This window comes from Pseudoalteromonas espejiana DSM 9414 (genome assembly GCF_002221525.1).
Classification (GTDB): Bacteria; Pseudomonadota; Gammaproteobacteria; order Enterobacterales; family Alteromonadaceae; genus Pseudoalteromonas; species Pseudoalteromonas espejiana.
Genome location: NZ_CP011028.1, coordinates 3268854 through 3282084, shown reverse-complemented (window position 1 = coordinate 3282084; position 13231 = coordinate 3268854). Strand labels below are relative to the sequence as shown.

Annotated in this window: 14 protein-coding genes; 4 read left to right on the top strand and 10 right to left on the bottom strand. The window is 39.6% G+C overall.

Annotation, left to right across the window (positions count from 1 at the left end; genetic code table 11):
- Positions 1–10 precede the first annotated feature (10 nt).
- Complete coding sequence (locus PESP_RS14890; RefSeq protein WP_483878438.1) at positions 11–892, top strand: cation diffusion facilitator family transporter; 882 nt, start codon at positions 11–13, stop codon at positions 890–892.
- On the opposite strand, the gene PESP_RS14885 is transcribed toward PESP_RS14890, so the two are convergent.
- The 3 genes from PESP_RS14885 to PESP_RS14875 are packed head-to-tail and all read right to left on the bottom strand — an operon-like array spanning position 858 to position 3912.
- On the bottom strand, positions 858–1826 hold the full coding sequence (locus tag PESP_RS14885) for an alpha/beta fold hydrolase (RefSeq protein WP_089348732.1): 969 nt from the start codon (positions 1824–1826) through the stop codon (positions 858–860). The genes PESP_RS14890 and PESP_RS14885 overlap by 35 nt on opposite strands.
- 3 nt (positions 1827–1829) lie before the next feature.
- Positions 1830–3245, bottom strand: a complete 1416-nt coding sequence (locus PESP_RS14880; protein WP_089348731.1) for an ATP-binding protein — start codon at positions 3243–3245, stop codon at positions 1830–1832.
- The gene (locus PESP_RS14875) at positions 3223–3912 is read right to left on the bottom strand and encodes a response regulator transcription factor (RefSeq protein WP_089348730.1); all 690 of its coding nucleotides are present in this window, start codon (positions 3910–3912) and stop codon (positions 3223–3225) included. The genes PESP_RS14880 and PESP_RS14875 overlap by 23 nt, the downstream gene beginning before the upstream one ends.
- A gap of 171 nt (positions 3913–4083) precedes the next feature.
- Here PESP_RS14875 and PESP_RS14870 point away from each other — a divergent pair, with 171 nt between their 5' ends.
- Positions 4084–4575 (top strand): Spy/CpxP family protein refolding chaperone, encoded by a 492-nt coding sequence (locus PESP_RS14870; RefSeq protein ID WP_089348729.1) that lies wholly within the window; start codon positions 4084–4086, stop codon positions 4573–4575.
- A gap of 88 nt (positions 4576–4663) precedes the next feature.
- Here the strand turns inward: PESP_RS14870 and yacG are convergent, their stop codons facing one another.
- From yacG to nadC, 7 genes are all read right to left on the bottom strand, one after another.
- Complete coding sequence (yacG, locus tag PESP_RS14865; protein ID WP_089348728.1) at positions 4664–4894, bottom strand: DNA gyrase inhibitor YacG; 231 nt, start codon at positions 4892–4894, stop codon at positions 4664–4666.
- Positions 4895–4946: 52 nt separating this feature from the next.
- Positions 4947–6623, bottom strand: a complete 1677-nt coding sequence (gene pilB / locus PESP_RS14860; protein WP_089348727.1) for a type IV-A pilus assembly ATPase PilB — start codon at positions 6621–6623, stop codon at positions 4947–4949.
- A gap of 125 nt (positions 6624–6748) precedes the next feature.
- A complete protein-coding gene (coaE, locus tag PESP_RS14855) occupies positions 6749–7390 on the bottom strand; it encodes a dephospho-CoA kinase (RefSeq protein ID WP_089348726.1) in 642 nt (213 codons plus the stop codon).
- Between the two features lies 1 nt (position 7391).
- Complete coding sequence (locus tag PESP_RS14850; protein WP_089348725.1) at positions 7392–8282, bottom strand: prepilin peptidase; 891 nt, start codon at positions 8280–8282, stop codon at positions 7392–7394.
- A gap of 151 nt (positions 8283–8433) precedes the next feature.
- Positions 8434–9660: a type II secretion system F family protein gene (locus PESP_RS14845; RefSeq protein WP_089348724.1), complete on the bottom strand. Its 1227-nt coding sequence runs from the start codon at positions 9658–9660 to the stop codon at positions 8434–8436.
- 78 nt (positions 9661–9738) lie between these two features.
- Positions 9739–10206, bottom strand: a complete 468-nt coding sequence (locus PESP_RS14840; RefSeq protein WP_214631482.1) for a pilin — start codon at positions 10204–10206, stop codon at positions 9739–9741.
- Positions 10207–10681: 475 nt separating this feature from the next.
- Complete coding sequence (nadC, locus tag PESP_RS14835) at positions 10682–11527, bottom strand: carboxylating nicotinate-nucleotide diphosphorylase (protein ID WP_089348723.1); 846 nt, start codon at positions 11525–11527, stop codon at positions 10682–10684.
- A gap of 246 nt (positions 11528–11773) precedes the next feature.
- On the opposite strand from nadC, the gene ampD reads away from it, so the two are divergent.
- Complete coding sequence (ampD, locus tag PESP_RS14830; protein WP_089348722.1) at positions 11774–12328, top strand: 1,6-anhydro-N-acetylmuramyl-L-alanine amidase AmpD; 555 nt, start codon at positions 11774–11776, stop codon at positions 12326–12328.
- Positions 12329–12341: 13 nt separating this feature from the next.
- Positions 12342–13193, top strand: a complete 852-nt coding sequence (ampE, locus tag PESP_RS14825) for a beta-lactamase regulator AmpE (protein ID WP_089348721.1) — start codon at positions 12342–12344, stop codon at positions 13191–13193.
- Positions 13194–13231 lie beyond the last annotated feature (38 nt).

The window sequence follows — 13231 nt, the reverse complement described above, 5'->3', positions numbered from 1 at the left end:
GAACATAAACGTGCACCACCGCAGTTACGAATTTTGGGTTAAAACATCAAGCCTAGTTACCATGATAATGGTGAGCTTAATGATAGCGGCTAAAGCCTGGGCTTGGCTGGCGTCGGGCTCTGCCTCTATGCTTGGCTCTTTAACCGATTCATTAATGGATATTACCGCCACCGCAATGAGCTTTTTAGTTTTAGGTTATGCGCTGCGCCCCGCAGATGACGACCACCGTTTTGGTCACGGCAAAGCTGAGGCGCTTGCAGGGCTTGGCCAAGCTGCATTTATAGCAGGCTCCGGTTGTTTATTGGCATTTCATGGTGTTGAGCGCTTATTTAACCCTATAGTACTTAACCATTCGCTGTTAGGTGTATGGGTGAGCGCTTTTGCAATTGTATGTACTTTAGTTATTGTATTTGTTCAAAATAAAGTCGTTAAGCATACTGAGTCTATTGCTATTAGAGCTGATTCGGTTCATTACAAGGGCGATTTAATCTTAAATGCTGCCGTATTACTAGCCATATTACTTGCGTATTATGGTGTGCTGTATGCCGATCCGCTTTTTGCCATTGGCGTTGCGGGTTACTTACTTTACAACAGCTGGGATATAGCGCGTGAGAGTGCAGATCACTTAATGGATAAAGAGCTACCCGATGAAGAAAAGCAAAGCATTTATGATATAGCCAATAAGCATCAAGACGTACACGGCGTGCACGATATTCGTACCCGCCAAGGCGGAAAAATTAAGTTTATTCAAATGCATTTAGAGCTAGATGACGATTTAACCTTAATACGTGCGCATAATGTGGCTGATGAAGTTGAAAAGATGATTGCTAACTGCTTTGAATCAGAGGTAGATATTCTTATTCACCTCGATCCACTTTCTGTGGTTCAATAGACTCGCAAAATGTATACAGGCTTTTTAATGCTGGTTTACGGATTTCGTCGCGTTCAAAAAAGAGTTCGTGCTTTGCATTTTTAAAACTTTTTATTGATGCATTAGCATGGCTGCTCGCTAGCTTATCAAGCGCGGTATTATTAACTACTTCATCGTTTTCGGCTTTGGCTATATACATTGGAATAGTAATATTTAATTTATCTACCGATGGCAAAAACTTAATAACCGCATGTAGCCAGCCATAGGTTACTCCACCTAGTTGTAATGAGGGCGTAGTGTGGTAAGTGTGCCTAAATTGCTTATAACGTATTTCACTACTTGTTAGCACGTTTAAATCAAAGTTTAGGGGGATATAGTTTTTTTGCCCAAATGCATAGCTGTATTGTAAGCCTAAAAATTTAGCTATATTTACAGCCAAAGTGGTAGAAAAACGAGGCACCTTTTTAGTAAATATGTTTAACATGGGGGCAGATAAAAATACCCCTTTATAGCTGTGCTGGTATTCGGCTAAGTAATTAAGCGCTATAGCGCCGCCCATAGAGTGAGCAATGAGTACCTTGTTACCGTGCCAGTATGTATCTACAATTTCTTGGGTAAATTGATTTAGATCGGCACTGTAATTTTTAAAATGTTCTACATAGCCTTTGTGTTTATTTTTTAGGTGACGATAAGAGCGGCCTTGCCCTTGATGGTCAACGATAAAAATAGCGTAGTTATTATTGTAAAATTCCCATAAGAGTTCTTTGTATTTATCAGCACCTTCAACCCTGCCTGAGCTAATAACCAATGCCATTTTTGCATTAGCTGGCTTTGCATAAGCATAAAATAATGCGCCGTGAGGTGTTTTTAAGTAAGACTTAACAAGGATGTTTTCGTAAAAGTCATCAATTAAAGGTTGGTTACTCTCAAGCTCGTATTCACTGCTGTAAAACATGGTTTACTCTTTTATTATTGGCAGGGTGATGTTGGCACATAGCCCGCCTTTTACTTTGTTTGATAATGCTAAATTACCGCCGTGAGCAATAATAGCATTTTTAGCGATGGCTAAGCCAAGCCCAGTGCCGCCACTTACTCTGTCGCGAGCATCTGATTGCCTAAAAAATGGCTCGCACAGTTTACTGAGCTGATCTGCGGGTACGCCAGGGCCATCGTCACATATTTCTATATGGATTGCCTTGTTGTAATTTACGCTAAAGCTTATTTCGTTCTGTGCATATTTAATGGCATTGCGTAGCAGGTTTTCGAGCGCGCTGGCTATTAGCGACTCATCACAATTAATCATTACATCTGCACTGCCGCTTACCTTAAGTGTTTTGGTGTTTTGTTTGGCTTCAAATTGAGCATCGTTTATTACGTGATCAACAATTCCTTTTAATGATTGTTTTTGTAGGGCAAGCGTTTGGCTTTTGGCTTCTAGGCGCGACACTTGCAGTACATCAGCAATCATTTTATCTAGCTGGTTAGCTTCTTTTTCTATGCGTAATAAATACGATTGGCTTGCCTCGTTAGCTTGCATTTGCGCAAGGCCTGTAGCCATTTTTAAACGCGTAAGAGGAGAGCGCAGCTCATGCGATATATCAGCCAATAGGCGTTTTTGGGCACTAATAAGTTGTTCAAGCTGATTAGCCATGCTGTTAAAGTCGCGACCTAATACACCTAGTTCATCTTTTCTGTTGGCTGGTATAGCAACTCGCGCTGATAAATCACCAGAAGATAGCTTAATAGCTGCCTTTTTTAGGCTATTAATTGGCGCTATTAAGTTGCGGCTAAATATAAAACTAAGTATTAAAGAGGCAAATATAGCTACTAAAATTTTCATCCAGTTTGGCATTAGCTTAAAGCGCATTATTAAGGGCGGCTGATGGTTTATGTCTATTTCATAAAGGTAAAAACTACCCTCCGGCACGGTTATATTAATAGGGCCAAAAGCTTGGTATTTTTCGGTAAAAATAACTTGTGCGGCCATATTTTGGCTAAAGCTTAGTAGGCTTAAATCTATTTCTGCAGGGATTTCTTTATTGCTGAGTGCATCTTCTGGCTGAGTGGCACCTAAAAATAAAATTTTACGTTTTGAAAGCCTAGGGTGCGATAAAACATCAACAAGCGTGCGTTTGTGCTTAGTAGCACTTCGCTCAATACTTTTGGCGGTATAAATGAGGTTTTTTTTCATTGGCCCTCGCAGGGGCTCGGTGCTTACTGCATTAATTGCAGTTATATTGCTTAAAAATATAAGCGCGGCAACGGTACCGGTTATGGTAAGCCAAAACCAAACAAATATTTTAAAAAACAGATAATGTTGTGGGCGTTTTAACCAAGCAAAGTAGGTGCTTTTATTCACCTTGGATGAAGACATAGCCTGTCCCTCGCATTGTTTTAATTCGTTCGCCTTGAATATGCTCAGCTATTTTTTTACGAATATTACTTACATGCATATCAATAGAGCGATCAAACGAGGCTAAGCGCCTACCGAGCACTTCTTCACTTATTTGTTCTTTACTAACGACTTCGCCGGCGTTTTTAATTAATAGCACTAATACTTCGTACTCTGTGCCTGTAAGAGTTAGGGTGTGTTCGTTAATTGTGGCCTCTCGGGCTGCTAAATTAACTGTAATACCGTTAATAACCATTTTACTAGGGCTAGCAACATTTAAGCTATTAATGTGCTCTATGCGTCGGGTAATTGCTTTTACGCGAGCCAGCAGCTCGCGGTGGTTAAATGGTTTAGGAATGTAGTCGTCGGCGCCAAGCTCCAAACCAAAAATTCGGTCAAAGTCTTCACCCTTTGCAGTAAGCATAATAACAGGCGTTAATTTTGTTTGCCTAAGTTGCTTAAGAACTTCAAAGCCATCAAGGGTAGGAAGCATTACATCAAGTAATATAAGTGCGTAGTCGTTTGTTTGAGCTAGTTTTAAGCCTTGCTCCCCATCGTGAACGCTTTGTACGTCAAAACCTTGTGCAGCTAAATACTCGGTGAGTAGTTCACACAAACCCGTGTCGTCATCAATCATTAATAGCTTCATTTCAAACCCTTAGGCAACTTTCTATAGTGTTATTTTACTTCTTAAATTGTGCAAAAGTGAATCTTTACACAACCTTTACACTGCTTTGCGTTACTTTGCGTTGCAAGAGGTATAGTTAACTCACTGGCTAAGCAGCCACATTTACAACAACCCAATATTAAGGTGATGATTATGACTAAAGTAAATACACTTTCAAAATTAGTACTTATTTGTGGTCTAGCAACGGCTACACTTGGCGCAGGTAGCGTATTAGCTAAAGGCGGTATGCACAACAAGCAAGGCCATTCTCAAGCGCGTTTTTTATTGTCTGAGCGCGGTGCCGAAAAGCTTGATTTAACCGACGAGCAACAAACTAAGCTCGAGTCTATTTTTGAAGCGCAAAAAACGCAAATGAAAGCCCTGCGAGGCGACGATAAAGAAGCACGTAAAGCAGAGCGTGAAGCGCATAATGCTAAAATGGATGCATTACTTAGCGCAGCAACTTTTGACGAAAATGCTGCAAAAGAGCTATTAAATGCACGCCATGAAAAAGGCACGGAGTTTGGCTTAATTAAGCTTAAAACCCAACACCAAGTAATGCAGGTACTTAACGCTGAGCAGCAAGAGAAGTTTGCTAAAATGCAAAAGCGTATGGGCAAAAAGCACCGTAAGCAAAGAGATTAATTTGCCAAAATGTAGGTTACCACAACCTTACATTTTAGCTTAAAAACAAAAGCCAGCTTAATGCTGGCTTTTGTTTTTAATAGGCTTTTTATTTAAAAAAGTCGTCATCGTTTTTAGCCATCATTTCTTCAATGTCTTCAATCATATCTTGGCTAATTTGATTTGCTGATGTAATTGGGCTTGATATTTTATTGTTTTCAAACGACCACTCACCTAAGTCTATAAGCTGACAGCGTTTAGAACAAAAAGGGCGGTGGGGGCTTTGCTCTGACCACTCAACTTTATTTTTACAGGTTGGGCAGTTAACAATTGTTGGCATACTTTACTCTCTACAATTAAGCGTTAAGTACAGGTACTTAACGCTACTTACTCTACATGTTGGTAACACGGTTTATTTCAGCCAGAGACGTTAAACCATCTGAGGCTTTTCGTAAACCCGATAAACGTAAGTTATTAAACCCAGCCTGTAGTGATACTTCGGCTATTTCTAGTGAGTTACCACCGCGCATAATAATTTGCGCTATTTCAGGGGTTATTTGCATTACCTCGTAAATACCTACACGGCCTTTGTAGCCATCAGTGCAACTTTCGCAGCCTTTAGGGGAATATAGCGTCATATCGTTTATTTGCTGTTCGCTAAAGCCTTGACGAGCAAGTTCTTCTGCTGGCAGTGACTCTGGCGTTTTACATTTAGTACATAATCGACGTGCTAAGCGCTGGGCAATAATTAAACTTATTGAGCTTGCTACGTTATAGGCGGGTACGCCCATATTTAACAAACGCGTAATTGTTTCTGGCGCTGAGTTGGTATGTAGTGTTGATAATACTAAGTGACCCGTTTGCGCCGCCTTAATAGAAATTTCTGCGGTTTCAAGGTCACGTATTTCACCTACCATTACAACGTCTGGATCTTGACGTAAAAACGCACGCAAGGCGTTTGCAAAGGTCATATCTGCTTTAGGGTTAATTTGTACTTGGTTAACGCCTTCAAGGTTTATCTCAACAGGGTCTTCTGCGGTACTAATGTTACGCTCTGGTTGGTTAAGTATATTCAAACCAGTATATAGCGATACCGTTTTACCCGAGCCAGTAGGGCCGGTAACAAGTATCATGCCTTGTGGCTGGCCAAGCGCATCCATGTATAACTTTTTTTGCTCTTCTTCATAACCAAGAACATCTATGCCTAGCATAGCGCTTGATGAATCTAAAATACGCATTACTATTTTTTCGCCCCAAAGGGTCGGCATAGTACTTACACGAAAATCAATGCTTTTTCGCTCGGTCATTTTTAGTTTAATACGACCATCTTGCGGTTTACGTTTTTCAGCAATATCAAGGCGTGACATTACTTTTATACGTGCAGAGAGCTTACTCGCCAAGGTATTTGGCGGGTTGGCAACTTCGTGTAAAATGCCGTCGATACGAAAGCGAATGCGATACTTGTGCTCATAAGGCTCAAAGTGTAAATCAGATGCGCCTTTTTTAATGGCATCCATTAAAATTTTGTTGATATAAACAATGATTGGCGCATCGTCTTTATCGTCATCTTTTGGGGTGGCTTCTTTAGGGCCTTCAGTATCTAAGTCGGCAAATTCTTTAAATTCATCTGCGCTTAAATCTAAGCTGCCCGCCGCATCAAGTAGTTGTTCAATTTTGTTGTCGAGCTGTATGTAGTCAACAACAACAATTTCGCACGATAAACCTGTACTAAATTCAAAGTTTTCAAACGCGCCGTAGTCAGTTGGATCTGAGGCGGCTATGTATACTTTTCTATCTTTTTGAACCAGAGGTAAAATGTGATGCTTGCGTATTAGTTTTTCTTTTACTAAATCGGCAGGTATTTGCGCTGGGTCGAAGTCTTTTAAATCAAAATACGGTACGCGAAATAAATCTATACATTGCTCAGCTAAGTCTTTACTGTCGATTCTTCCACATTTAGAAATAAGCTCAGCGGTTGAGGCAAATTCTTGCTGTTTTGCTTTTACTGTATCGGCATCAATACGGCCTAGCGTTATAAATTTTCTCAATAACGGTGAGTTAATATTCATTGCGCACCTGTTTTAGTCCTTCAATAGTTAACAATTTATCAGAAAAAAGCAGGTGATTACATTAATCTTAATCATCAATACTTTATTTGCTAACCAAATTACGAGTTTAAGTAGTTATGACCACATTAAGGGGCATTAGTTGTATTTTGTAATGCATATTGTAGGTAATTTTTATGAAGAACAACAAGTTCTGTATGAACTAGCGATAAATTACGGTCATTATTTAATATGTCGTCTGCTTTTTGCTGTTTTTCATTACGGGGCATTTGTGCGGCAATAATGCTTTTAACTTGCTCAATACTGGTATTATCACGCTTTGCTGTACGCTCTATTTGAGTAGCTATTGGTACATCAATTAATAAAGTGCGGTTGCAGTATTTATCTAAGTTATTTTCAAATAACAGTGGCGCTACTAACACAACATAAGCACTTGTTGCGTTGTTTAAATCGGTTAATATTTTTAACCGTATAAGCGGGTGGAGTAGCGCGTTTAGCCATTCTTTATTTTCATTATTAGTAAAAATTTTGCTGCGTAATTCCGCTCTATTTAATGTGCCGTCTGGCAATAAAATATTTTGGCCAAAATATTCAATAATAGCATTTAACCCATCACTGTTAGGGGCTACGACTTGGCGGGCAATAATATCGGCATCAACAACAGTAACGTCAAGCTCTTCAAGCATATTGCTGACGGCTGTTTTACCACAACCTATACCGCCAGTTAAGCCTAACACCCAGTTATTTGTTTTAGTTATTGGCTTACTCATACTAGTAACCAATTAAATTAAAGTAAGTATTTTGAATTTGAGTGCCCCACAAAAGTGTTATCCAACCTGCTATGGCTAAGTAAGGCCCAAAAGGGATAGGGGTTGTTTTGTCTTTACCTTGAATACTCAAAAGGGCAATACCAATAATGGCGCCCACTACGCTTGAAAGCAAAATAATGGTTAGTAGCGATTGCCAGCCAAGCAGAGCACCAAATACCGCGAGTAATTTAAAATCGCCATAGCCCATGCCCTCTTTACCGGTTAATAGCTTAAATAGCCAAAATACACTCCAGAGGCTTAAGTAGCCACATGCTGCGCCTACAATTGCATCAGCGGGGCTTATTGTTACTCCCATTACAGCGACAATAAGCGCAAGCCATACTAAGGGCAGAGTGAGCTGGTCGGGCAGTAGCATGTGGTCAATATCTATAAAGGTGAGTGCCACTAAAATCCAGGTTACAAAAATATATAAAAGGGCGTGCTCTGTAGCGCCAAAGTTATAGGCAATAACTAAACTTAATAGTGCGGTAATGGCTTCAACTATTGGGTAACGCGCTGATATTGGGTTGCTGCAATTAGCGCATTTACCTTTTAGTAAAAGCCAGCTAATAATAGGAATATTTTGCCAAGGCTTAATGGCGGTTTTGCATTTGGGGCAGGTAGAATTAGGCTTTACTAAATTAAAAGGCTCATTGGTGTTGGCTTGTGTAGGTTTAGCTGTTAGTTCATCTTCTAATAATAACCTACATTCACTTTGCCACTCACGCTGCATCATGACTGGCAGTCGGTAAATTACTACATTTAAAAAACTGCCCACACATAAACTAACTAAGCCAACCGTTGTTAGATAAAACCACATTTGGCTTTGCATTACTTCTATAATACTTTGCATTATGTACCTGAAATCTATTTAAAAAATTAAGCGTTTAAAAATTAAGTAAAGTAATTATCACAAAGAGAAGTTAAAGAGAGTAAATGAGAATACGCTGGTCGCCAACCCTATTTAAAAGTAAGGCGCTCTTTAATTCTTGTAAATTTATTAATTAAATTACAGAGCCCAACTGGAAAATTGGCAAGTACATAGCCACAATTAAGCCACCTACAAGCACACCAAGTACTGCCATAATAAGCGGCTCTAATAAGCTAGAAAGGCCATCAACGGCATCATCAACTTCTTGTTCGTAAATAGTCGCTACCTTGGCTAGCATGCCATCAAGCGAGCCAGACTCTTCACCAATGGCGACCATTTGAATAACCATATCAGGGAATATTTTAGAGTTACGCATTGCCCAGTTCATTTGGTTACCTGAGCTAACCTCTGCTTTTATATCTAAAATAGCATAGCGGTACACCGCATTGCCTGAAGCCCCTGCAGCTGAGTCCAGTGCATCAACTAGCGGTACACCCGCTGCAAAGGTGGTCGAAAGAGTTCGTGCGTAACGGGCAACCGCTGCTTTATTCAAAATCGTACCAATTACAGGAAGTTTTAAAATGGCTCTATCAGTTGCATCTCTGAGTTTTAAACTCCTTAAGCTTGCTTCTTTAAATATATAACCAGCAGCAGAAACCGTAATTAGCGCAATCCACCAGTATTCTTGCATAAATTCAGATATGGCGATTACAAAAAGAGTGAATGCAGGAAGTTCTGCACCAAAGCCATTAAAAATATCTTGAAATTGTGGTACTACGAATATAAGTAGTATTGAGGTAACTATGAGGGCAACCACTAAAACAGCAATGGGATAAAACATGGCTTTTTTAATTTTTGATTTAAGCGCTTCTGATTTTTCTTTGTAAAGGGCTACGCGGTCAAATATTTTATCAAGCGCGCCCGATTGCTCACCTGATGCGACTAAATCACAATACAAATCATCAAAGTAGCGAGGATGGCGCCTCAGAGCTTGCGAGAGGGGTTGACCAGCTTTAACCTCATCGCCAATAGTTTCCATCAATTTGGCTACGCTTTTGTTAGTGGAGCCAGATCCTATCATTTCGATAGCCTGAATAAGAGGTACGCCCGCCATTAACATAGTGGCTATTTGGCGTGTAACTAGCGCAATATCTTTAGGAGTGATTTTTTGTAGACGCGAGCTAAATAAAGGTTTGGCTTTACGTTTTACTTTTGAAGGGGTTATGCCTTGTTTACGTAGTTGTGCTTTTACTAAAGCAACACTGGTGCCTGTAATATTACCATCTAGCTTTTTACCTCGTGCACTTACACCAACCCACTCGAAAGTGTCTAACTTTTTTTTATCCGGTTGTTTTGCCATTTATCAAGCTCTTTGCCGTCATTAACAAAAAAGGTAGCTAAATAAGCTACCTTGGTTCATAGATTGACTAATACCTTACTAAATACTACAAGAGCTAGGCAACCAACTTGCTTTCGCATCGTCCCCACTTATAGCTCCAGTACAGACCCATTCAGTTAAAGGGAATCCTTCTGTAAAATTATCTGCAGTTGCATCTGCTGCATTTTCGCCAGTACCTGTTTTAGGTGTCAAAATAATAGATAAGCCCGTTAAATCATCAGCACCAGTAGCTGTTATTTCTCCAGCAGCGTTTATTGCTACGTCTGAAGCGTATTTAGTTGGAGTAAAATCGTCGGCACATTTAGCCGGGCTACCGCCTATTTGAGCCTTTTCACTCGCACAGGTTTTTGCTGTGCTTGCAGCAAGTAACAATTCGGCTGCTTTAGCTCTAGCCGTATAATCTTGATACGCAGGCAATGCTACTGCAGCAAGAATACCGATGATTGCTACAACAATCATTAATTCGATTAGGGTGAAACCCTGTTGTTTTTGAGTCATTGTTTTCATGTTTCCTCTCCTAAAGGATAATGTTTGTAAGTAAAGTCAGGTGTAAGGCAAAAATGCCAAACTCAAGGTAACCGACTTACTTTACAGTTTTACTTAAAAATAAAATTTTACGCACTTTTAGCCTTAGGTATGAAACACAAAAGCTAAATGTGAGTTCATCATGTTGCAACTTACATGGGCTACTTTATAAACAAAGTAAGCTTAATATAGAAAACATACTGACCATTTGCTTTAATTTTTTTGATGATTTTTAAAAATTAAAACAAAAAGAAATTATTTATCACTATATTTTTTATTTAAGTAATACAACAGGGTTAGTCTAACACTTTTTTTTACTGTAAAGCACACATGATTTTCTAAAAAGGATACTTTATTTAACAAAGTGTTACAAAGTAAGTCTTTTGGATTATTAAATGTCTTTTCATTCGCTTTGTCAATTAATTAGCAGCAATAAAACAAAATTGCCGCAGCTATTTTATACAAAACGCATCGATAAATCGATTGATTGTAAATTTTTTGTAAGTGCCCCGCTAGATATAAAGTCTACACCCGCTTGCGAGTAAGTTTTAAGTGTTTCTAAGGTCATATTGCCAGAAACCTCTAATTTAGCGCGCTTATTAGTAATGACCACGGCTTGCTGAATTTGTTCAACGCTAAAGTTATCGAGCATGATTATGTCGGCACCAGCATTAATGGCTTGCTCAAGTTCATTTAACGACTCAACCTCAACTTCAACGGGTTTTGTTGGGTGGTTTTGTTTAGCTTGTGCTACTGCTTTATCAATACCGCCGCAGGCTGCTATGTGGTTTTCTTTAATTAAAAACGCATCGAACAGGCCTATACGGTGGTTTGCACCGCCGCCACATTTTACTGCGTATTTTTGAAATGCTCTAAGCCCTGGAATAGTTTTACGGGTATCGAGTAATTGTGTGCTAGTGCCGCTAAGCTCTTTTACATAATTAGCGGTAGTAGTTGCAGTGCCTGAAAGGGTTTGTACAAAGTTAAGCGCGGTACGCTCACCCGTTAAAATAGCGCGAGCAGCACCTTTAGCGGTAAATAAGGTGCTATTTGCTGGTACAAAGTCGCCATCATTTACAAGTACGTTAATTTCTACGCTTGGATCTACCTGTTTAAACACTTCTATGATTATGTCTTTACCACAAAAAACACAGTCTTCACGGGTAATTACTTTAGCGTTTGCTTGCTCGTTTTGTGGAATAAGCTGTGCGGTAATATCGCCGTTTTGCGCTGTTTGGTTATTTAGATCTTCATCTAAGGCTAGAGTGACAAGTTGAGAAATAAGCGTGTGCGAAATAGACATATGAAGGCTCATAAGTGTTAATAAATTATGCAAATTTTACTATGTTTAAATAGTTAATAGAAGTGATTTAGGCTTTAAGCTGGCTTTGAAATGGGTGTTTATTAAAATAGCCCATTATTTATTGTGGCTAACTTTAGCCAAACAGAATAAATAATGTTAAGAGTGCGCGGTCATATGGGCTGTGCGCTATCAATTTTTTTATAAATCCTTTAGCATCAAGGGTATGTATATATTGGTATTTGTATTATGAAAATAGATTTAAACGGGGTAATTTCAAATGTTGTTCAGCGCCCATGCACTCACTTTGATGAACGCCCCGAAAATACAGATATTTCGTTATTGGTAATTCATAATATTTCACTCCCTGCTGGGCAGTTTGGCACTGAGCATGTTGATGCGTTATTTATGGGAGAGATTGATTGCAGCGCTCACCCAAGCTTTTGTGATTTAAATGGGCTGCGTGTATCTGCGCATTGCTTTATTAAACGCACTGGGGAAGTGATTCAGTATGTACCTTTTTGTAAGCGTGCTTGGCATGCTGGGCAGTCTGAGTATGCTGGGCAAAGCGCATGTAATAATTTTAGTATAGGCATTGAGCTTGAGGGCACCGACACCACACCTTATACTCAAGCTCAGTATGCTAGTTTACATAAAGTTACTACAGCAGTACTCAAACATTATCCGCATATAAATGCTCAGCGCATTGTTGGGCATTGTGATATAGCACCAGGGCGTAAAACAGACCCCGGGGAAAGTTTTAATTGGTCTGCTTATATAAGTAGGCTTGAGCAAGTAAATTAAGTGAGTCGCTATCATGATTTTAGTTTCTATAATAATTGCACTAATTCTTGAGCGTTTAGGGGCTCGTTCAAATTATTGGCAAATAAGTTACTACGCCAATGGTTATTTAAACCGCTCGACCAAGTTACTTGCAGATAAAGGGCTATTTAGCTCGGCTGTGGGATTTTTAATTTGGCTAGTGCTTCCTGTTATAGCTGTTGGCCTTGTTTATGTGCTTTCTGACTTTGTGCTTTGGCAATTGGTTGTAAATGTAGCTGTGCTACTAGCTTGCTTTGGCTGTGCAAAACAACGTGCTTTATATAAGTCGTATTTAAACGCGTTAACCCGCGACGATCAAACCGCGGCCTCTTTGTATGCATTACAAATGGGGCAAAAACACTTAGAAGATGAAGAAAACGGCGAAACCTTCGGACAAACTTTAGCGTGGGTAAACTTTAGATTTTATTGCGCTGTAATTTTTTGGTTTGTAATACTAGGTGCGCCAGGGGCTGTGCTGTATGCAATAGTGCGTACTTTTGCCGACTTAGTGCGAGAAAACCACAAAGTAGTATTTGCTAAGCGCTTTAAGCTTATTCATAAATTACTTTTTTGGCTTGATTGGCTACCTGCGCGTGTAGCAAGTTTTGGGTACTTAGTTATTGGTAACTTTAATAAAGGTACCAGCTGTTGGCTGCACTATGCATTAGATTTTAAAACCCCAAATCGCAAAGTGGTTACGTGTACCGCGCTTGCCGCAGAGCAAGTAGAAAAACGCTATTATGGCTGTACATACGAAGCTACCTGTATGATTAAGCTAGTTAAACGTAATGTTTTATTTTATTTAGTGCTAATTGCACTGCTTACTTTATTTGGTGGGCTATCGTAGTCGCGATTTTACATCGCGTATTGTGTTTGATGCTTGGG